The organism is Rathayibacter sp. AY1C9, from assembly GCF_002932315.1.
In the GTDB taxonomy this organism is placed as follows: Bacteria; Actinomycetota; Actinomycetes; order Actinomycetales; family Microbacteriaceae; genus Rathayibacter.
On record NZ_PSVZ01000013.1, the window covers coordinates 21979 to 39503 of the forward strand.

The window sequence follows — 17525 nt, forward strand, 5'->3', positions numbered from 1 at the left end:
AGCATGTGCACGCGTGTGCCACGATTCTCCAGACCCGCCCCCGACGACAGGACTCCCGTGTTCCGACGCCTGCGCACCCGCTCCGAGGGCGCGACCCTCGGCCTGATGCTCGCCCTCACCTTCTCGACCGGCATCATCGACGCCGTCGGGTACCTCGGGCTCGACCGCGTCTTCGCCGGCAACATGACCGGCAACGTCGTCATCCTCGGCATGGCCCTCTCCGGCGCGGCCGACCTGCCCGTGGTCGGGCCCCTGATCGCGCTGGGCGCCTTCATGATCGGCGCGGTGATCGGCGGCCGGGTGCTCCGCCCGGTGAAGAAGGGCTGGACCTCGCGCTCGACCTGGCTCTTCGCGGTGGTCGGCATCCTGCTCGGCGTCCTGGCGATCGTGCTCGCGGTCGTGCCCGAGCACCCCGAGCCGCTCGCCTTCACCGTCACCGGCGCGCTGGGCGGGGCGATGGGCCTCCAGGCCGCGACCGCCCGCCACCTCGCCGTCAAGGACGTCACGACGGTCGTCGTCACCTCGACGATCACGGGCCTCGCTGCGGACTCCCGCCTGGCGGGTGGTTCCGGTCAGCCGTGGTTCCGCCGCGCGGCCGCGATCGTCCTGATCGCCGCGGGTGCCGGAGTCGGCGCGCTCGCCCTGCTGGTCGGACTCTGGCTCGGCCTGGCGATCGCCGCCGTCATCACGCTCGTCGCGACGCTGCTGGGCGAGCTCGTCGTCCACTCCCGGTACGCTCCGGCGCCCGCCGACGCCGCCGCCTGAGGCGGCGCCTTCCGGTGCCTCAGCGCGGCAGCTGCTGGCAGTGCGGGCAGAGGTGCGAGGAGCGGTTCATGAACGGCACCCGCACGATCGCCTCGCCGCACCGGGCGCACGGCTTCCCCGTCTGCCCGTAGGCGTGCAGGCTGTGCGAGAAGTAGCCGGAGGCGCCGTTCACGTTCACGTACTGCGCATCGAAGCTGGTGCCGCCCTCGGCAAGCGCCCGCTCGAGCACCGAGCGGACCTCGGCGAAGAGGCGGCGGATGCGCGCCTCGCCGAGCGACGAGCTCGGCCGCTCCGGGTGCAGCTCCGCCGCCCACAGCGACTCGTCCGCATAGATGTTCCCGATGCCGCTCACGAGCGTCTGGTCGAGCAGCGCCCGCTTGATCCCGCTGCTCCTCCTCGCCAGCGACGCGACGACCGAGCCCAGGTCGAAGGAGGGGTCGAGCGGATCGCGGGCGATGTGCGCGACCTGCGAGGGCACGGCGCGCAGCCAGCCGCCTCCGCGGGCCTCCACGCCCGCGTAGCCGCCCGGCGCTCCGTCCGGGGTCGGCACCAGAGCGTCGACCGCCATCGAGCCGAAGATCCGCTGGTCGACGAAGTGCAGGGCGAGCTCGCCGTGCTCGGGGTGCTCGATCCCGATCCGGATGCGCGCCAGCCGCGGCAGCGCCGCATCCGCCGTGCGCAGCAGCACCTGGCCGCTCATGCCGAGGTGCACCAGCAGCGCCTCGTCGCGGCCCGCGGGCAGCCAGAGGAACTTCCCGCGCCGCACCGCCGCTTCGAGCCGGCGCCCGACGAGCAGGCGCTCGAAGGTCCCGTGCGGATGCACGTGCCGCTTCAGCGAGCGCTCGTCGACGATCTCGACGCCGGTCACCAGGGAGCCGGTGACCGCGGGAGCGAGACCCGCCCGCACCACCTCGACCTCGGGCAGCTCGGGCACGGTCAGTCCGAGACCGCTGGAGCGACGGGTGCGCCGGGGGCCGCCAGACGCGTCCACGCGTCGAGCGCGGCGGCCATCTCGGCCGCCTTCTTGCTCGTCCCCTCGCCGCGAGCGGTGACGAGTCCGCCGACGATCACGGTGGCGACGAACACCTTGTTGTGGTCGGGGCCGGTGGCGGCGATCTCGTAGCGCGGGGCCGGCGCACCGCGCTCGGCGGCCGCCTCCTGGAGGCTCGTCTTCGGGTCCATCGAGACGCCGAAGCGGAGCGGATCGGCCCGGAGGGGGGCGATCAGGCGCAGCACCAGGTCGCGGGCCGCGTCGGGCCCGGTGCCCAGGTAGACGGCGCCGATGATGGCCTCGACGGTGTCGGCGAGGATCGACGCCTTGTCGCGGCCGCCGGTCAGCTCCTCGCCGCGTCCGAGGCGGAGGAACTCGCCCAGGCCGATGCCGCGGGCGATCTCGGCGAGCGCGACGGTCGAGACGAGGCTCGCCCGGCGCTTGGCCAGGTCGCCCTCGCTGAGGGCGGGGTACTCGGTGTAGAGCATGACGGTCACGGCCTGCCCGAGGATCGAGTCGCCGAGGAACTCGAGGCGCTCGTTGTGCGGGATGCCGCCGTGCTCGAAAGCGAACGACCGGTGCGTCAGGGCGAGCTCGAAGAGCTCACCGTCGAGGCTCACGCCGAGCGTGGCCTCCAGACGCGACCGGTCGTCGCTGGAGGGTCGTGCGGAGGTCTGGTTCACCATGGACCGCGGTCCGTTCGTCGAGAGGCGGTGCGCCCCGCGCCGTGCGGACCAGGAGCGGGATCAGACGTCGGCGACCTTGCGGCCCTTGTACTCGAGGAACAGCGCGGTGCCCGCGGAGTCCTCGACGACCTTGGCGCGGTGGGGAAGGCTGTAAACGACCTTGCCGTTCTCGATGGTCTTGACGAGGGTGGGGACCTCGGCCTTCCACTGCGAACGACGGGCGTGGGTGTTCGCGCGGGACTTCTTCCTCTTGGGAACAGCCATGATTCTCTCTTCTCTACCTCTAGTCGGATTCGGTGCGGGCGGTCGCGCCCTCACCGCTGTCTGCGGAAGCTCTGTCGGTGGAAGCTCCGGGCGCTACAGCCCCGCCGTCCTCCTCGCTCAACCCCGCGAGCGCGGCCCACCGGGAGTCGCGCGGCGCCTCGGGTTCGGGCGTGGAGGAATCGGCCAGCCGCTCCCCCGTGACGGGGTCGAGGCCCGGACAGTCCGGCCGGCAGACCGGCTGGAACGGCAGCGACAGAACCACCGCATCCCTGACCAGAGGTTCAAGATCCACGTGGTCGTCGTGAACCTCATAGTCGAAAGCTTCGTCAGAAGAGTACGCGAAAAGTTCCTGGAACTCGACATCGACAGGCAGGGAGATGTCGGTCAGGCACCGGCTGCACTCGCCGTCGGCCCTCGCCGACACCTCGACACTGGCCAGAATCCCCTCGTGCACGGACTCGAGCCGGACGTCGAGATCGACGGCCGATCCCTTGCGGACCGCGACGATCCCCTCGCCGAACTGCTCCGGCGCCTCGAGCTCGAGGCGGTGCTCGCGCATCTCGCCCGGTCGCCTCACGAGGTCGCGCACGTTCACGGTGAACGGCGTCTTCTTGAAAGTAGTCACGAGGGTCCAGCCTACCCCTCCCGGCCCCCTCCGGGGCCGGAGGGGCCGGGAGGAGCCGGGAGGGGCGGAGTCCGGGCTCAGGCGCCGCCGGCCTCCAGCGTCACGTCGATCGGCGCGTAGTCGGCACCGCTCGTGTCCACTCCCTCGTCGGCCAGCTCCGCGAGCGCCTTCTCGATGTACTCGTTCGAGTAGGCGGTGGCGGGCGGGTCCGCGCTGATGATCGTCGCCCCCGTCTCGTTCTCCGTCTCCTTCGCGATGTCGACCGTCTGCTGCCACGCGGCCTCGTCGATCATCCCGACGCCGCTCGTCGAGGGCCAGATCAGCTTGTTGACCTCGTTGGTCATCCAGAGCTGGTGGCTGGTGCCGAGCGTGGATCCGGCCGCGGTGACGATGTCGGCCGCCGCCTGCGGGTCGTCCTTCGCGAAGATCCAGCCCTTGATCGAGGCCTTGATGAAGGCGACCGTCTGCTCGGCGTACGCGTCGTCGTCGGCGAGCCTGCCCGCGTCCGCCCAGATCGCGTCCTGGAGCATCGCGGTCCCGATGTCGTTCCAGCTGATGACGTTCAGGTCGTCCGGCTGGTACAGCTCGCCTGTGGCGGGGTTCACGGTCTCGAGGACCTGGGCGTACTCGTTGTAGGTCATCGCCTGGGCCGCGTCGATGTCGCCCGCGAGGAAGCCGTTCATGTCGAACTGCTGCTGCACCAGCGAGATGTCGTCGAGGGAGACGCCGTCCTTCTGCATGCCGGCGAACAGCTCCCACTCGTTGCCGTAGCCCCAGCTGCCTACGCTCTTCCCGGCGAGGTCGGCGGGCGAGGTGATCCCCTTGTCCTTGAAGGAGATCTGCGTGGTGGCGCTGCGCTCGAAGATCTGCGCGACGTCGGTGATCCCGGCCCCCTGCTCGATCGAGCCGAGGACCTTGGGCACCCAGGAGATCGCGTAGTCCGCGTCGCCCGAGGCGAGCACGTCCTGGGGGACGATGTCGCCGCCTCCCTCGGCGATCGTCACGTCGAGGCCCTCGTCCTCGTAGTAGCCCTGGTCGAGCGCGGCGTAGTACCCGGCGAACTGCGCCTGGGCCACCCACTGCAGCTGCAGGGTGACCGGCGCGAGGCCGCCGGAGCTGGAAGCCGACCCCGGGTCGGAGCCGCCGGAGGCGCTGCAGCCGGTGAGCGCGAGGCCCACGGCCGCGAAGGCGGCGGTCGTCGTCAGGGTGATGCGGGTGCGTCTGGTCACGGGTCCTCCTGGTGCGGTCTGCGGGGTCGCCGGTGCGGCGCGCCCCGTGGTGCGGCGGTGCAGGTGGTGCTGTGGTGCAGGTGGCGCTGATGATGCGGGCGGTGCGGATGGTGCGTCGGGTGGAGTCGGGAATCGGGAGTCGGGAATCGGGAGGACCGAGGAGGGTGCGGGGACGCGCGGCGCCGCGCTCAGCGCAGCCGGCTGCGGCGCAGCGCGAACGCCTCGAGCGCGGCCGTCACGCAGTAGAACGCGAGGCCGACGAGCACGGCGCCCAGGACGTAGGCGTAGGCGAGCGCGTAGTCGCTGCCCGAGGCCGCCGTCGTGATCGACTTGCCGAGCCCGCCCACGGGTCCGCCGAAGTACTCGGCGACCAGCGCCGAGATCACCGCGAGCGAGGAGGCGATGCGGAGCCCCGTGAAGACGTAGGGCACCGCTCCCGGCAGCGTGATCGTGCGGGCGGTCTGCCAGGGGGTCGCCGCGTAGGCCTTCAGCAGGTCGCGGTGCACCGGAGCGGCCTGCCGCAGCCCGCGCAGCGTCGTCACGTACACCGGCACGAACACGGCGAGCGCCGCGACGAGCTGCCTCGCGGTCTCGGCGTTCGCTCCGAACATCGTGTAGAGCACCGGAGCGAGGGCGACGATCGGCACGACAGCGGCCGCGGCCACGATCGGCGCGACCAGTCCGTCGAACACCCGCGCGAGCGCCGAGAGTCCGGCGACCACGACCGCCAGCACTGCGCCGACCATCAGGCCGACCAGCGCGTTGCGGCCGGTCACCGCGCTGCCCTCGGCGACGGAGCCGAGGTTCGCGGCGAACTCCCGTCCGATCGCCAGCGGCGACGGGAGCACGAACGGCTGGATCGCCAGAGCGGTGACCCCGGCCTGCCAGAGCAGGACCGCGGCGATCCCGAGCACGACCGGCGCGAGCACGCTGCGCGCCAGCGCCGTCGTGCTCACCGGTTCTCCACTCCGCGCGGCACGGCGGCGGGATCGCCGTGCAGCAGCTCGCGCACGGCGCTCACGTCGCGGAAGAACGCCGTGTCCTCCCTGACCGCCGCGTCGCGCTCGGATGCTCCGGGGAGTCCGACCGGGAGGACGTCGCGGATCCTGCCCGGCCGCGGCGACATCACCACGACGCGGTCCGAGAGGAACACCGCCTCCGGGATCGAGTGGGTGACGAAGACGACGGCGGCGCCGGTCTCGCGCCGGATCCGCAGCAGCTCCGTCTGCATCCGCTCGCGGGTCATCTCGTCGAGCGCCCCGAACGGCTCGTCCATGAGGAGCAGGCGCGGGCTCTCGGCGAGCGCCCGCGCGATGGCGACGCGCTGCTGCATCCCGCCGGAGAGCTGGTCCGGGTAGGAGTCGGCGAAGTCGCCGAGCCCGACCAGCGCCAGCAGCTCGTCGACGCGCGAGCGCCGGGCGGTCGCGGCGACGCCGTGCAGCTCCAGCGGCAGGGCGATGTTCGCCCGGATCGTGCGCCACGGCAGGAGGCCCGCCTGCTGGAACGCGATCCCGTAGTCCTGGTCGAGCCTCGCCTGCCGGGCCGTCTTGCCGAACACGGCGATCGAGCCGGAGTCCGGCTCGTCGAGGTCGGCGATCAGCCGCAGCAGCGTCGACTTGCCGCAGCCGGACGGGCCGATCAGCGAGACGAACTCCCCCGCGGCCACCTCGAGCGAGACGTCCTGGAGCGCCGTGACGCTCGCGGCGCGGGCGGTGGTGAAGGTCCTCGTGACGGAGTCGACGACGACCGCGGATCCTGCAGGGCTCATGCGGGCTGCTCCCCTCGGCGGTACGGACGGAGGAGGGTGCCGAGCAGAGCGACGGCGCCGGCGGCCGCGAGGCCCACCAGCACCGCCCCGAGGATCGGCGCCCAGGGCTTGGCGGGGTCGCCTCCGGCAGCGGAGGCGAACTCGATGATCATGCGGCCGATCCCGCCGCGCAGGCCGATCGAGACCTCGGCGACGATCGTGCCGACGACGGCGCTGACCGCTCCGAGCCGGAGGGCCGGCAGCAGGTAGGGCACGCTCGCCGGCAGCCTCAGGCGCACCATCGTCTTCCACCAGCCGACGCCGTACACGTGCATCAGCTCGACCTGGTGGGCCGTCGGCGAGCCGAGCCCGCGGAGCGCCCCGATCGAGACGGGGAAGAACGCGAGGTAGGAGGCGATCAGGGCCACCGACATCCAGTTCTCCCAGGTCACCGGTCCGAGCTCGAGCTGCGACCCCCAGCGCCGCACCAGTGGGGCGATCGCGATCAGGGGCACCGTCTGGCTCAGCACGATCCAGGGCAGCACCGCCGACTCCGCCGTGCGGAACCGCTGCATCAGGAGAGCCAGGAGCAGCCCCACGACCGTGCCGACGACCCAGCCGACCGCGGCGATCCCGAGCGAGAAGGCGCTCGCCCCCACGACGGCCGACCAGAGCGCCGGGGCGTTCCGCGCTCCGGTGACCGGCTCGCCGAGCCGGGCCGCGATCTCCCAGAGGTGGGGCATCGCGATGGCGCTCGTGCGCGGGAGCACCGTGACTCCTCCGACGACCACCCCGGCCTCGGGCCCGAGCGCCTTCCAGCCCTCCCACACCAGCGCGAGCAGGAGCAGCCCGGCGGCGCCGAGCACGAGCCCGCGCGCGAGGGCCGGTCTCATGCGCGGGCCACGATGTGCTCGCGCAGCTCCGGGATGATCCGCTCGCCGTACACGCGCAGCGTCTCCTCCTTGTTGTCGTGCTGGAGGTAGCCCGCGAACTGCGTCACGCCGATGTCGGCGAGCGCCCGGAGCTTCTCGACGTGCTCGTCCGCCGTGCCCAGCACGCAGAAGCGCTCCACGATCTCGTCCGGCACGAAGGCGGTGTGGCTGTTGCCCGCGCGGCCGTGCTCGTTGTAGTCGTAGCCCTCGCGCCCGGCGATGTAGTCCGTCAGCGCCTGCGGCACCGCTCCGGAGGCGCCGTAGCGGCCCACGATGTCGGCCACGTGGTTGCCGACCATACCGCCGAACCAGCGGCACTGGTCGCGCATGTGCTCCCGGTCGGTGCCGACGTACATCGGCGCCGCGACGCAGAACTGCAGCGACTCGGGATCCCGGCCGGCGTTCGCCGCCGCCTCCTTGACGGCGCCGATCATCCAGCGCGCGATGTCCACGTCGGCCAGCTGCAGGATGAAGCCGTCGCCGACCTCGCCCGCGAGCTTCAGGGCGAGCGGGCCGTAGGCGGCCACCCACATCTCCAGGGACGAGCCCCGGCTCCACGGGAACTGCAGCGTCTGGCCGTTGTACTCGACCGGACGGCTGTTGGCGAGCTCGCGGATGACGTGGATCGACTCCCGCAGCGTCTTGAGCGTCGTCGGAGCTCCTCCGGTCACCCTCACCGCCGAGTCGCCGCGTCCGATCCCGCACACCGTGCGGTTCCCGTACATCTCGTTGAGCGTCGCGTGCAGCGAGGCGATGACCGTCCAGTCGCGCGTGGCGGGGTTGGTGACCATCGGGCCGACCGTGATCCGGTGCGTCCTCTCGAGGATCTGCGAGTAGATCACGTAGGGCTCCTGCCAGAGCAGGTGCGAGTCGAAGGTCCACGCGTAGTCGAAGCCGTGCGTCTCCGCGAGGACGGCGAGCGCGACGGTGCGCGAGGCGGGCGGGTTGGTCTGGAGGACGACTCCGAAGTCCATGGGGTTCCTTCTGCTCGATCAGGTGCTGGCTCGGATCGGGTGCCGGCTCAGATCAGGTACTGGCTCAGACCGCGCGGGATGTACGCCCCGTCGCCCTTCGTGCCGACGTAGGAGCCGTCGTCGACGACGACCCTGCCGCGGGAGATCACCGTGTCGACGTGGCCGTCGATCTCGAAGCCCTCCCAGGCCGAGTAGTCCATGTTCATGTGGTGGCTTCGGCCCTCGCCGATCCCGATCGAGGTGTGCCCGCTCGGGTCGTAGACGACGACGTCGCCGTCGGCCCCGGGCTGGATGACGCCCTTCCTCCCGTACATCCCGAACATCCGCGCCGGGGTGGTCGAGGTGAGCTCGACCCAGCGCGGCAGGGAGATCTGCCCCGACACCACGCCCTGGTACATCAGGTCGATCCGGTGCTCCACCGAGCCGATGCCGTTGGGGATCTTCGAGAAGTCGCCGATCCCCATGTCCTTCTGGCCCTTCATGCAGAAGGGGCAGTGGTCGGTCGAGACCATCTGGATGTCGTTGGTGCGCAGCGACTGCCACATGTGGTGCTGATGCCCCTCCGCCTTCGAGCGCAGCGGCGTGGAGCACACCCACTTCGCACCCTCGAAGCCCGGAGCGCCGAGCTGCTCCTCGAGCGAGAGGTAGAGGTACTGCGGGCAGGTCTCCCCGAAGACGTTCATGCCGCGGTCGCGGGCCTGGGCGATCTGCTCCACCGCCTGCTTCGCGGAGACGTGCACCACGTACAGCGGCGCGCCGGTGAGGTCGGCGATCATGATCGCCCGGTGCGTCGCCTCCTCCTCCGCCTGCCAGGGGCGAGAGGTGCCGTGGAAGTACGGCGCGGTGTTCCCGGCGGCGAGGGTCTGCTTCACCAGTTCGTCGATGAGGGCGCCGTTCTCGGCGTGCATCATCATCATCGCGCCGTTCTCCGCGCCCTTCTGGAACGCCCGGAGGATCTGCCCGTCGTCCGAGAGGAACACGCCCTTGTAGGCCATGAACAGCTTGAAGCTGGTCACCCCCTCGCGCATCAGCTCGTCCATCGCGACGAGCGAGGAGTCCTGCACGTCCGAGAGGATCTGGTGGAAGCCGTAGTCGATCGCGCAGTTGCCGGCCGCCTTCTCCTGCCACGCCTGGAACCGGTCGACGACGCTCTCGCCCGGGTACTGCACCACGAAGTCGACGATCGACGTCGTGCCGCCCCAGGCCGCGGCGCGCGTGCCGGTCTCGAAGGTGTCCGAGGCGGAGGTGCCGCCGAACGGCATCTCCATGTGCGTGTGCGCGTCGATCCCGCCCGGGATCACGTACTTGCCGCTCGCGTCGATCACCCGGTCGACGTGGGCCGCCAGATCGAAGCCCAGCAGCGTGGAGCCGGGGGCGAGGACGGCGGCGATGGTCTCGCCGTCGATCAGGACGTCTGCGGCTCCGGTGCCGGTCGCGTTGACGACCGTCCCGCCGGTGATGAGGGTCTTCATCGGTCTTCCCCGTCTCGGTCTGCGGTCACGGCTTCGGAATGCTGGTGTACGACTCCGGCCGGCGGTCCCGGTAGAACTGCCAGTCGTCGCGCATCTCCTGCACCATGTCCATCTCGAGGTCGCGGATCAGGATCTCCTCGGCCTCGCCCGAGCCCCGCTCGCCGACGAACTCCCCCCGCGGATCGATGATCTGGCTGGTGCCGTAGAAGTCGACCGCGAGGTCGCCGTACTCGTTGTCCTCCCGGCCGACGCGGTTGGGCTGCAGCACGAAGTAGCCGTTCGCCACCGCGGCCGCCGGGCCCTCGACCTCCCAGAGGCGGTTCGACAGGCCGGGCTTGGTGGCGTTGGGGTTGAAGACGAGGTGGGCGCCGTTCAGGCCCAGCTCCCGCCAGCCCTCCGGGAAGTGGCGGTCGTAGCAGATGTGGACGCCGACCTTGCCGACCGCGGTGTCGAAGACCGGGAAGCCGAGGTTCCCGGGCCGGAAGTAGAACTTCTCCCAGAAGCGGTCCAGGTGCGGGATGTGGTGCTTGCGGTACTTGCCGAGGATCGTCCCGTCGGCGTCGACCACGACCGCGGTGTTGTAGTAGACGCCGGTCTGCTCCTCCTCGTAGATCGGGAGGATCATCACCACGCCCAGCTCCTTCGCGAGGGCCGCGAAGCGCTGCACGATCCGCCCGTCGGCGGGCTCGGCGTAGCGGTAGTACTTCTTGTCCTGGGTGATGCCGAAGTACGGGCCGTAGAACAGCTCCTGGAAGCAGACGATCTGCGCGCCGTCGGCTGCGGCGTCCCGGGCCATCCGCTCGTGCTTGTCGAGCATCGACTCCTTGTCGCCGGTCCAGGTCGTCTGGGTGATCGCTGCGCGGACGATGGTCATCGGTACCTCCATGCTCGGGCGTCCCTGTCCGGCTCCGGTGTGCTCCGCCAGGCGGTGCGGAGCCGGGGACGTGGACCCACTGTGGTCCCCGCCGGGCCCGAAGGCAATGACGGACCGTCCGGCTCCGGGGACAGGGCTTCATCGTCGGGGTTCGACGTTTCCCCGGTGTTTCCGGCGCGGATCCGCAGCATTAAGGCTCGCCGGGGGAGGAATCCGTCGGTGCCGCTAGCGTGGGCGGATGCGCATCACGATCCTGGCCGGAGGCGTCGGCGGCGCCCGCTTCACCTCGGCGGTCCGCGAGCACCTCCGCGATCTCGAGGCCGCCGGCGGCGAGGCGAGCGAGATCACCGTCGTCGTCAACACCGGCGACGACATGTGGCTCACCGGCCTCAAGGTCTGCCCCGACCTCGACTCGATCACCTACGCGCTCGGCGGAGTGAACGACACGGAGCGCGGCTGGGGGCGGGCCGGCGAGAGCGAGCGGGTCTCGGCCGAGCTCACCGCCTTCGGTGTCGGCTGGCCGTGGTTCACCCTGGGCGACCTCGACCTCGGCACCCACATCGCCCGCAGCTCGATGCTGCGCGACGGCCTCACCCTCTCGGAGGCGACCGCCCGGATCACCGCCCGCTGGCCGCTGGGGGTCCGCCTGCTGCCGATGTCGGACCAGGACGTCGAGACCCACGTCGAGGTCGAGCTCCCCGGCGAGGGCGTGCGGCTCCTCCACTTCGAGGAGTGGTGGGTGCGGCTGCGCGCGTCCGCGCCCGCCCGCCGGTTCGTCCAGCAGGGGGTGGAGAGCGCCCGCCCCGCCCCGGGCGTGCTGGAGGCGATCGCCGACACCGACGCGGTGCTCGTCGCCCCCTCCAATCCCGTCGTCTCGATCGGCACGATCCTCGGCGTCCCCGGGATCGCGGACGCCCTCCGCCGGACCTCCGCACCCGTCGTGGGCGTCTCCCCCGTCATCGGAGGCGCGGTGGTGCGCGGCATGGCCGACGCCTGCCTCGCCGCGATCGGCGTCGAGACCTCCGCCGAGGCCGTCGGCCGGCACTACGGAGCCCGGAGCGGGGGCGGCCTCCTCGACGCCTGGCTCGTCGGCGAGGAGGACGCGGACGCGGTCCCGGCGCTCGAGTCGGCGGGCCTCCGCGCCCGCTCCGTGCCGCTCTGGCTGACCGGCCGGGACACCTCCGTGCGGCTCGCCGCCGACGCTCTCGCCGCCGCGAGGGGCTGAGCGGAGCCTCCTCCCGGGGCCGCGCACCGCGTGTCGCAGCGCGGATGCGGTCACGCCTCCCACGGGGCGCCCCGTTCCCTTGTACGGTCGGAGGCGGACGAACTCCCCGATTCACCCCCGCATCGGATCCGGAGCCCCTCGGTCGCGCGCCCGACCGCGTCCTCACCACGTCTCCGAGCCCTGCGGAACCGCGTGCCGTCCCGTCAGGAGGACACCATGGAGCCCAGCTCGAGGATCAGCACCGAGCGGATCGAGCCCGACATCGTGGTGATCCGCCCCGTCGGCCGGCTCGACCTGTCCACGGCGTGGGAGCTCGAAGCGGTCCTCCAGCGCGCGCTCGAGGCGGGAGAGGTCCGCGTGGTCGTCGACCTGGCGGCCGTCGAGTTCCTCGACTCGTCCGGGCTCGGCGTCCTCGTCGCCGGACTCAAGGAGGCGCGGAAGGCGGGCGGCGAGCTGCGCGTGGCCGCCGCCGGCGAGCAGCCCGCCATGGTGCTCGGCCTGTCCAACCTCGACCGCCTGCTCGGGAGCGCCGAGACCGTCGAGGAGGCCTACCGTGCCTGAGCGCTCCTTCGTCGTGCGCACGCCGCCCGAGGACGGCGTCACCGCCGTCCACGAGGCGCTCGAGGAGCTGTGGCTCGAGGAGCCGGGCGTCGCGCCGGTCGACCGGATGTCGTTCGAGACCGCGCTGGTCGAGCTGACCTCGAACATCGTCCAGCACGCCCGGTCGTACCGGCACATCATCTGCCTGGTCGAGATCCGCGTCGACGCGACCGAGCTGCGCGCCTCGCTCAACGACTCCGCCGAGGAGGCGCCCGCCGAGGTCGCCGACCCCCGCGACATGCCGGACGAGTGGGACGAGGCAGGCCGCGGGATCCCGTTCATCCACGCCCTCGTCACCGAGTTCTCCTACCGCCGTGTCGACGGGCAGAACCTCTGGGCACTCGCCCGGACCCGCACGTGAGCGAGCCGACCGAGCGCGCCCGCCTCGCCGCGATCGCCGAGCTCGGGATCGGCCTGAGCACCCCCCAGGAGCGCTTCGACAGGATCACCCGCATCGCCCGCCGGCTCCTGCGCGTCCCCCTCGCCGAGATCAACATCCTCGAGGAGTCGACGCAGTTCACGAAGTCGCCCCAGCGCTCGGCGCGGGCGAGCAGGATGCTGCGCGCCGACTCGATGTGCGACGTCACGGTCCAGCAGGGCGACATCCTCGTCGTCGAGGACGCCACCGCCGATCCGCGGTTCGCCGACCGCGGAGTCGTCACCGGATCCCCTCACGTGCGCTTCTACGCGGGCCGCCCGCTCGTCGTGGGGGACGGCCTCCGCGTCGGCACGATCTGCATCATCGACAGCGAGGTGCGCGGCTTCTCGGAGGAGGAGCGCGAGATCCTCGAGGACCTCGGCCGGTGGGCGGAGCGGGAGCTGCGCGAGATCGCCTTCTCCGGACGCGCGAGCGAGACGCAGGAGCGGCTCTGGCCCCCGCGCCTCGACCTCGGCGAGTGGAGCCTCGACTCGCTGACCACGCCGCTGCACGACGTCGCCGGCGACTACACGGCGTGGCGTCGCAGCGGGGACGATCTCTCCCTCGAGCTGGTTGACGTGATGGGCAAGGGGGTGTCGGCGGCGATCGTCGCCTCCGCGATCCGCTCCGCGTTCCAGGCGCGGCCGGAGCTCCCTCCCGCGGCAGCCGTCGAGGCCGTCAACCGCCAGCTCCTGCCCGACCTGACCGCGACCGGGATGTTCGCGACCGCGCTGATCGCCCGGGTCGACCTCGCGAGCGGCGCCGTCTCGTTCGTGGACAGCGGCCACGGCCTCACCCTCCTGCTGCGCGCCGACGGCACCACGGAGCGGCTCGCCTCCACGGGCGTCCCGCTCGGCATCGCCGCCGACGTCTCCTGGGAGGAGGAGCAGCGCGTGCTCGCCCCCGGCGACGCGCTCTTCTCCTGCAGCGACGGCCTGCTCGACGTCTTCGGCGGGCGCCTCGACGCGCTCGACCGTCTCGCCGAGCTGGTGCGGAGCAACGACGACCCCGCTCTCTTCGAGCGTCTGCATGCTCTCGCAGACGACGCGCACGACGATGTGACAGCGTTGGTGCTGCGGCGCTCCGCAGCGCCCGCCCCCTCCTGATCCTGATCGAAAGGACCTCCCCATGCCTGGTGCACTCGTCCTCGCCGGCGGCGGCCTCGCCGGAATCGCCTGGGAGCTCGGCGTCCTCCGCGGCCTCGCCGACGCCTCCCCCGAGGGGGCCCGCCTCCTGCTCGATCCGTCGACGACCTTCATCGGCACCTCCGCGGGCTCCGCGGTCGCCGCGCAGCTGAGCACCGGCACCGGCCTCGACGAGTCGTACGAGGCCCAGCTCCAGGAGGAGTCCGCCGAGATCGGAGCGGACGTCGACGGTGAGCGCCTCCAGGCCCTCTTCGCCGCGGCCGTCGAGGGCGCGACCTCGCCCCAGGACGCGCGGCGCCGCATCGGCACCCTCGCGCTCGAGGCCGAGACGCTCCCCGAGGACACGCGCCGGGCCGTCATCTCGGCCCGCGTGGGCGACGCCGACTGGCCCGAGCAGCGTCTGCTCATCACCGCGGTCGACACGGCCACCGGTGAGCTGCGCGTGTTCGACCGCGAGAGCGGTGTCGGCCTCGTCGACGCGATCTCCGCCAGCTGCGCCGTCCCCGGGGTCTGGCCTCCCGTCAGCATCGACGGCGTCCGCTACATGGACGGCGGCGTGCGCTCCGGCAGCAACGCCGACCTCGCCGCGGGAGCCGACTGGGTCCTGATCGTCACTCCGCTGCCGGGAGTCGGCACGCCCGGCGCGGGCCTGATCCCGACCGGCGAGCTCGACGCCCTCGCGGACTCGCGGGTCGAGGTGCTCTACGCCGACGAGGAGTCGGTGCGCGCCTTCGGCCCGAACTCGCTCGACCCGGCCGTCCGCGCCGCCTCCGCCCGCTCCGGACGTGCTCAGGGCGCCCGGCTCGCCTCGCGGATCGCCGCGCTGGTCGGCGCCGAATAGCCGGTCTCAGCGCCGCACGCTGTAGCGCGTGAAGACCGTGCCGTCGGCGAAGCGGTGCTCCTCGCGCAGGTCGAGGCGCGCGTGGAACCCGCACGGGAGGAAGTGGGTCCCGCCGCCCACCGCCACCGGCACCGTGTAGACCTGCACCTCGTCGACGATCCCGGCGAGCAGCGCGTGCCGGGCGAGGGTCGGCCCGCCGATCGAGACGTCGTGGTCGGCGGCGCTGACCTGCGCGGCGACGACGACCGGGTCGAACCCGCCCTCGACGCGGGTGCGGCGGGTCTCGGCCGACTCCAGCGTCGTCGAGTACACGACCTTGTCGGCCGCCCGCCACATCTCCTGGAAGTCGCGGATGAACGCGAACTCCTCCGCCAGTGCCCAGGTCTGCTCCCACGCGCGCATGACCTCGTACATGCGCCGCCCGTACAGGTACGTGCGCACCCGCCCCTCGCGCTCCGTGATGAAGCGGTGCACGGCGGGTCGCGGCTCCGCCCAGGCGAATCCGCCGTCCGCGTCGTTCACGTAGCCGTCGAGCGACGCGATCGAGCTGTAGATGAGCGCGCCCACGTCGGCCTCTCTCCGTGGCCGGCTTCGGGACCGCCCACGGGCGCGACCGTAGGCCTCCCGCCTCCGTCCGGCAATGTCCGCCGGGGCCTCTGGCGCGGATCGACGGGTCGCCGCTGCTCCTGGTGGCGCTCCCGGCGGTCGGCGCCCCCTCCCGGACCGCGTACCGTGGTCGTGCCGCAGGGAGCGGCCGTGAAGGGTTCGGGATGAAGATCAGCCAGCTGCGCCACTTCGTGGCGGTCGCCGAGGAGCTGCACTTCGTGCGCGCCGCCGAGCGCCTCGGCATCTCGCGGCAGAAGCTCGACTCCTCCGTCGCCGCCGTCGAGCTCGACCTCGGCAAGCCGCTCTTCGAGCCCGGTGCCGCCGCCACGACCCTCACCGCGGCCGGGCGGCAGCGCCTCGCCTCGGCCCGCGAGGAGCTCGCCGCGCTCGGCGACGAGCCGGAGGCGGCCCCGAAGTCGGGAGGCAAGGCCAAGGCCTCCAAGGGGACCGGGCGCGCGCCGATCGTCAAGGGCCAGCCGAAGCCCTACAAGCGCCGCCAGTCCCGCTGACGCGCAGTGTCCGATCGGCGGAGGTGGTGGGCCCTACCGGGCTCGAACCGATGACATCCACGGTGTAAACGTGGCGCTCTACCAACTGAGCTAAAGGCCCCCGTCGCGGGCGCACCCGCGGACGATCGACTCGATCCTACGGCAGGCGGAGCGGCCCCCTGCGGGCACTAGCCTCGGCACATGACCGCCGACAGCGACTCCCGGGCGAGGCGGCGCGCCGAGAGCCGCTGGCCCGCCTCCGCCGCGATCCTGGTGGCCGTCGCCCTGAACGTGGCCGGCCACAGCGCCGACACCTCGATGGTCCGCCTCGTCGCCGCCGGCATCACGCTCGCGCTGCTCGTGCCGCTGTTCGTCGTCAACCCGCACCGGCTCGACAGCGAGACGCGCTGGTCGCGCGGGGTCTCCATCGCCCTGGCGGTCGTGCTCGCCGTGGCGAACCAGGTGAACGTGGTCGCCGTGGTGATCGACCTCGTCGACGGGACGGCCGACGGCCCGCCGCTGCTGCTCACCGCGCTCCAGGTCTGGGTCACCAACGTCGTCGCGTACGCGCTGCTGTTCTGGGAGCTCGACCGCGGCGGTCCGGTCGCCCGCGGAACGCTTCCCCGCACCGAGCTGCCGGCGGCCGACTTCGCCTTCCCGCAGGACACCTACCGCGACACCGCGCCCGAGGTCGCCGCGACCTCCTCCGAGCGCGCCGACTGGCGGCCCGGCTTCGTCGACTACCTCTCGGTCTCGACGACGAACACCATGGCGTTCAGCCCGACCGACACGATGCCGCTGTCGAGCCGGATGAAGCTCCTGATGATCGCCGAGGCGTTCACCGGATTCGTCCTGCTGGCTCTCGTGATCTCGCGGGCCGTCAACATCCTCAGCTGACGACCGGGGCGGTCCGCCTCCGGAGGGTCAGACGTGCGCGGGGGCGAGCGCGTCGATCGCGGCGCGGTAGGCGTCGATCGAGCGCGCCTCGCCCGGGGCGGTCATGAACGTGTCCCGGATGACGCCGGCCTTGTCGATCAGGAAGGTCGCGCGGGTCGCGTAGCCCTTCGCCTCGGTGAACACGCCGTACTGCTTGGCGACGTCGCCGTGCGGCCAGAAGTCGGAGAGGAGCGTGAAGTCGTAGCCCTGCTTCTCGCCCCAGGCGCGCAGCGTGTGCTTGGAGTCGACCGAGATGCCGATCAGCTCCACGTCGGCGTGCTCGAAGAGGGAGAGGTTCTCGCGCAGCGCGCAGAACTCGCCCGTGCAGGTGCCGGAGAAGGCGAGGGGGAAGAACACCAGGGCGACGTTGCGCCGCCCGTGGAAGTCGCCCAGCTGGATGCGCTCGCCGTACTGGTTCGCGAGTTCGAAGTCGGGAGCCAGGGTCAGCTTCTCGAGAGCCATCGGTCCGATGTCCTTCCGTGCGCACGAGAGTCGCGCGAGCACGAGGGGCAATGCTAGACCCGCTCCGCGCAGACTCCAAGGAACGGCCCGTCTCCCCCGATCACGGGCCGGTCGACGCGTCCCGTCTGGCGCTCTCCTACAGTCGTCGGCGCACATCCCTCGTGGATCACCACAGTGCGATTCCAGGTTCGGGGCACGGGAATCGCTAGGCTGACGGAGGTGCCCGCGCGCGGCTCGTCATCCGA

The 17525-nt window shown here is 72.0% G+C and carries 21 protein-coding genes and 1 tRNA gene; 8 read left to right on the forward strand and 14 right to left on the reverse strand.

What is annotated here, in order from left to right; translation table 11 throughout:
• Nucleotides 1-57: 57 nt before the first annotated feature.
• Entirely contained in the window at nt 58-765 is a 708-nt protein-coding gene (locus C5D09_RS10260; RefSeq protein WP_308471021.1) for a YoaK family protein, read from the forward strand.
• 19 nt (nt 766-784) lie between these two features.
• On the opposite strand, the gene mutM is transcribed toward C5D09_RS10260, so the two are convergent.
• The 11 genes from mutM to C5D09_RS10315 form a co-directional block, all read right to left on the reverse strand.
• Complete coding sequence (gene mutM, locus C5D09_RS10265; RefSeq protein ID WP_104269249.1) at nt 785-1699, reverse strand: bifunctional DNA-formamidopyrimidine glycosylase/DNA-(apurinic or apyrimidinic site) lyase; 915 nt, start codon at nt 1697-1699, stop codon at nt 785-787.
• Nucleotides 1700-1701: 2 nt separating this feature from the next.
• Nucleotides 1702-2442, reverse strand: coding sequence for a ribonuclease III (rnc, locus tag C5D09_RS10270; protein ID WP_104247527.1), 741 nt, complete (start codon nt 2440-2442; stop codon nt 1702-1704).
• A gap of 60 nt (nt 2443-2502) precedes the next feature.
• Nucleotides 2503-2706: a 50S ribosomal protein L32 gene (rpmF, locus tag C5D09_RS10275; protein WP_104223482.1), complete on the reverse strand. Its 204-nt coding sequence runs from the start codon at nt 2704-2706 to the stop codon at nt 2503-2505.
• Nucleotides 2707-2725: 19 nt separating this feature from the next.
• Nucleotides 2726-3265, reverse strand: a complete 540-nt coding sequence (locus tag C5D09_RS10280) for a DUF177 domain-containing protein (RefSeq protein ID WP_104269266.1) — start codon at nt 3263-3265, stop codon at nt 2726-2728.
• 143 nt (nt 3266-3408) lie between these two features.
• Nucleotides 3409-4560, reverse strand: a complete 1152-nt coding sequence (locus C5D09_RS10285; RefSeq protein ID WP_258066973.1) for an ABC transporter substrate-binding protein — start codon at nt 4558-4560, stop codon at nt 3409-3411.
• 188 nt (nt 4561-4748) lie between these two features.
• Nucleotides 4749-5516: an ABC transporter permease gene (locus C5D09_RS10290; RefSeq protein ID WP_104269250.1), complete on the reverse strand. Its 768-nt coding sequence runs from the start codon at nt 5514-5516 to the stop codon at nt 4749-4751.
• Entirely contained in the window at nt 5513-6328 is an 816-nt protein-coding gene (locus C5D09_RS10295; RefSeq protein WP_104226661.1) for an ABC transporter ATP-binding protein, read from the reverse strand. The genes C5D09_RS10290 and C5D09_RS10295 overlap by 4 nt, the downstream gene beginning before the upstream one ends.
• Nucleotides 6325-7200, reverse strand: a complete 876-nt coding sequence (locus C5D09_RS10300) for an ABC transporter permease (RefSeq protein WP_104269251.1) — start codon at nt 7198-7200, stop codon at nt 6325-6327. The genes C5D09_RS10295 and C5D09_RS10300 overlap by 4 nt, the downstream gene beginning before the upstream one ends.
• The gene (locus C5D09_RS10305; protein WP_104269252.1) at nt 7197-8213 is read right to left on the reverse strand and encodes a TIGR03842 family LLM class F420-dependent oxidoreductase; all 1017 of its coding nucleotides are present in this window, start codon (nt 8211-8213) and stop codon (nt 7197-7199) included. The genes C5D09_RS10300 and C5D09_RS10305 overlap by 4 nt, the downstream gene beginning before the upstream one ends.
• A gap of 47 nt (nt 8214-8260) precedes the next feature.
• The gene (hydA, locus tag C5D09_RS10310) at nt 8261-9685 is read right to left on the reverse strand and encodes a dihydropyrimidinase (RefSeq protein WP_104226664.1); all 1425 of its coding nucleotides are present in this window, start codon (nt 9683-9685) and stop codon (nt 8261-8263) included.
• A gap of 25 nt (nt 9686-9710) precedes the next feature.
• Nucleotides 9711-10559, reverse strand: a complete 849-nt coding sequence (locus C5D09_RS10315) for a nitrilase-related carbon-nitrogen hydrolase (protein WP_104269253.1) — start codon at nt 10557-10559, stop codon at nt 9711-9713.
• Between the two features lie 238 nt (nt 10560-10797).
• Between C5D09_RS10315 and cofD the strand changes: the two genes are divergently transcribed.
• From cofD to C5D09_RS10340, 5 genes are all read left to right on the forward strand, one after another.
• Nucleotides 10798-11784 (forward strand): 2-phospho-L-lactate transferase, encoded by a 987-nt coding sequence (cofD, locus tag C5D09_RS10320; protein WP_104260989.1) that lies wholly within the window; start codon nt 10798-10800, stop codon nt 11782-11784.
• A gap of 216 nt (nt 11785-12000) precedes the next feature.
• Nucleotides 12001-12345, forward strand: a complete 345-nt coding sequence (locus tag C5D09_RS10325; protein ID WP_104223474.1) for an STAS domain-containing protein — start codon at nt 12001-12003, stop codon at nt 12343-12345.
• Complete coding sequence (locus C5D09_RS10330; RefSeq protein WP_104223473.1) at nt 12338-12745, forward strand: ATP-binding protein; 408 nt, start codon at nt 12338-12340, stop codon at nt 12743-12745. The genes C5D09_RS10325 and C5D09_RS10330 overlap by 8 nt, the downstream gene beginning before the upstream one ends.
• A complete protein-coding gene (locus C5D09_RS10335; RefSeq protein WP_181129940.1) occupies nt 12742-13908 on the forward strand; it encodes a PP2C family protein-serine/threonine phosphatase in 1167 nt (388 codons plus the stop codon). Before C5D09_RS10330 ends, C5D09_RS10335 begins: the two co-directional genes overlap by 4 nt.
• A 22-nt stretch (nt 13909-13930) precedes the next feature.
• The gene (locus C5D09_RS10340; RefSeq protein ID WP_104269254.1) at nt 13931-14788 is read left to right on the forward strand and encodes a patatin-like phospholipase family protein; all 858 of its coding nucleotides are present in this window, start codon (nt 13931-13933) and stop codon (nt 14786-14788) included.
• Between the two features lie 6 nt (nt 14789-14794).
• Here the strand turns inward: C5D09_RS10340 and C5D09_RS10345 are convergent, their stop codons facing one another.
• Nucleotides 14795-15355 (reverse strand): dihydrofolate reductase family protein, encoded by a 561-nt coding sequence (locus tag C5D09_RS10345; protein WP_104226668.1) that lies wholly within the window; start codon nt 15353-15355, stop codon nt 14795-14797.
• 203 nt (nt 15356-15558) lie between these two features.
• On the opposite strand from C5D09_RS10345, the gene C5D09_RS10350 reads away from it, so the two are divergent.
• Entirely contained in the window at nt 15559-15903 is a 345-nt protein-coding gene (locus C5D09_RS10350) for a LysR family transcriptional regulator (protein ID WP_104223469.1), read from the forward strand.
• A 24-nt stretch (nt 15904-15927) separates the two neighbouring features.
• On the opposite strand, the gene C5D09_RS10355 is transcribed toward C5D09_RS10350, so the two are convergent.
• A tRNA-Val gene (locus C5D09_RS10355) sits at nt 15928-16003 on the reverse strand.
• A gap of 80 nt (nt 16004-16083) precedes the next feature.
• On the opposite strand from C5D09_RS10355, the gene C5D09_RS10360 reads away from it, so the two are divergent.
• The gene (locus C5D09_RS10360; RefSeq protein ID WP_104269255.1) at nt 16084-16779 is read left to right on the forward strand and encodes a hypothetical protein; all 696 of its coding nucleotides are present in this window, start codon (nt 16084-16086) and stop codon (nt 16777-16779) included.
• Between the two features lie 27 nt (nt 16780-16806).
• Here C5D09_RS10360 and C5D09_RS10365 read toward each other — a convergent pair whose 3' ends face one another.
• A complete protein-coding gene (locus C5D09_RS10365) occupies nt 16807-17280 on the reverse strand; it encodes a peroxiredoxin (protein WP_104223507.1) in 474 nt (157 codons plus the stop codon).
• Nucleotides 17281-17525 lie beyond the last annotated feature (245 nt).

Excerpts from the sequence above, each read along its gene's own strand:
- rnc (WP_104247527.1), bottom strand. The coding sequence starts at position 2,442 with ATGGTGAACCAGACCTCCGCACGACCCTCCAGCGACGACCGGTCGCGT.
- rpmF (WP_104223482.1), bottom strand. The coding sequence starts at position 2,706 with ATGGCTGTTCCCAAGAGGAAGAAGTCCCGCGCGAACACCCACGCCCGT.
- C5D09_RS10280 (WP_104269266.1), bottom strand. The coding sequence starts at position 3,265 with ATGCGCGAGCACCGCCTCGAGCTCGAGGCGCCGGAGCAGTTCGGCGAG.
- C5D09_RS10295 (WP_104226661.1), bottom strand. The coding sequence starts at position 6,328 with ATGAGCCCTGCAGGATCCGCGGTCGTCGTCGACTCCGTCACGAGGACC.
- C5D09_RS10300 (WP_104269251.1), bottom strand. The coding sequence starts at position 7,200 with ATGAGACCGGCCCTCGCGCGCGGGCTCGTGCTCGGCGCCGCCGGGCTG.
- C5D09_RS10305 (WP_104269252.1), bottom strand. The coding sequence starts at position 8,213 with ATGGACTTCGGAGTCGTCCTCCAGACCAACCCGCCCGCCTCGCGCACC.
- hydA (WP_104226664.1), bottom strand. The coding sequence starts at position 9,685 with ATGAAGACCCTCATCACCGGCGGGACGGTCGTCAACGCGACCGGCACC.
- C5D09_RS10315 (WP_104269253.1), bottom strand. The coding sequence starts at position 10,559 with ATGACCATCGTCCGCGCAGCGATCACCCAGACGACCTGGACCGGCGAC.
- cofD (WP_104260989.1), top strand. The coding sequence starts at position 10,798 with ATGCGCATCACGATCCTGGCCGGAGGCGTCGGCGGCGCCCGCTTCACC.
- C5D09_RS10325 (WP_104223474.1), top strand. The coding sequence starts at position 12,001 with ATGGAGCCCAGCTCGAGGATCAGCACCGAGCGGATCGAGCCCGACATC.
- C5D09_RS10340 (WP_104269254.1), top strand. The coding sequence starts at position 13,931 with ATGCCTGGTGCACTCGTCCTCGCCGGCGGCGGCCTCGCCGGAATCGCC.
- C5D09_RS10350 (WP_104223469.1), top strand. The coding sequence starts at position 15,559 with ATGAAGATCAGCCAGCTGCGCCACTTCGTGGCGGTCGCCGAGGAGCTG.
- C5D09_RS10360 (WP_104269255.1), top strand. The coding sequence starts at position 16,084 with ATGACCGCCGACAGCGACTCCCGGGCGAGGCGGCGCGCCGAGAGCCGC.
- C5D09_RS10365 (WP_104223507.1), bottom strand. The coding sequence starts at position 17,280 with ATGGCTCTCGAGAAGCTGACCCTGGCTCCCGACTTCGAACTCGCGAAC.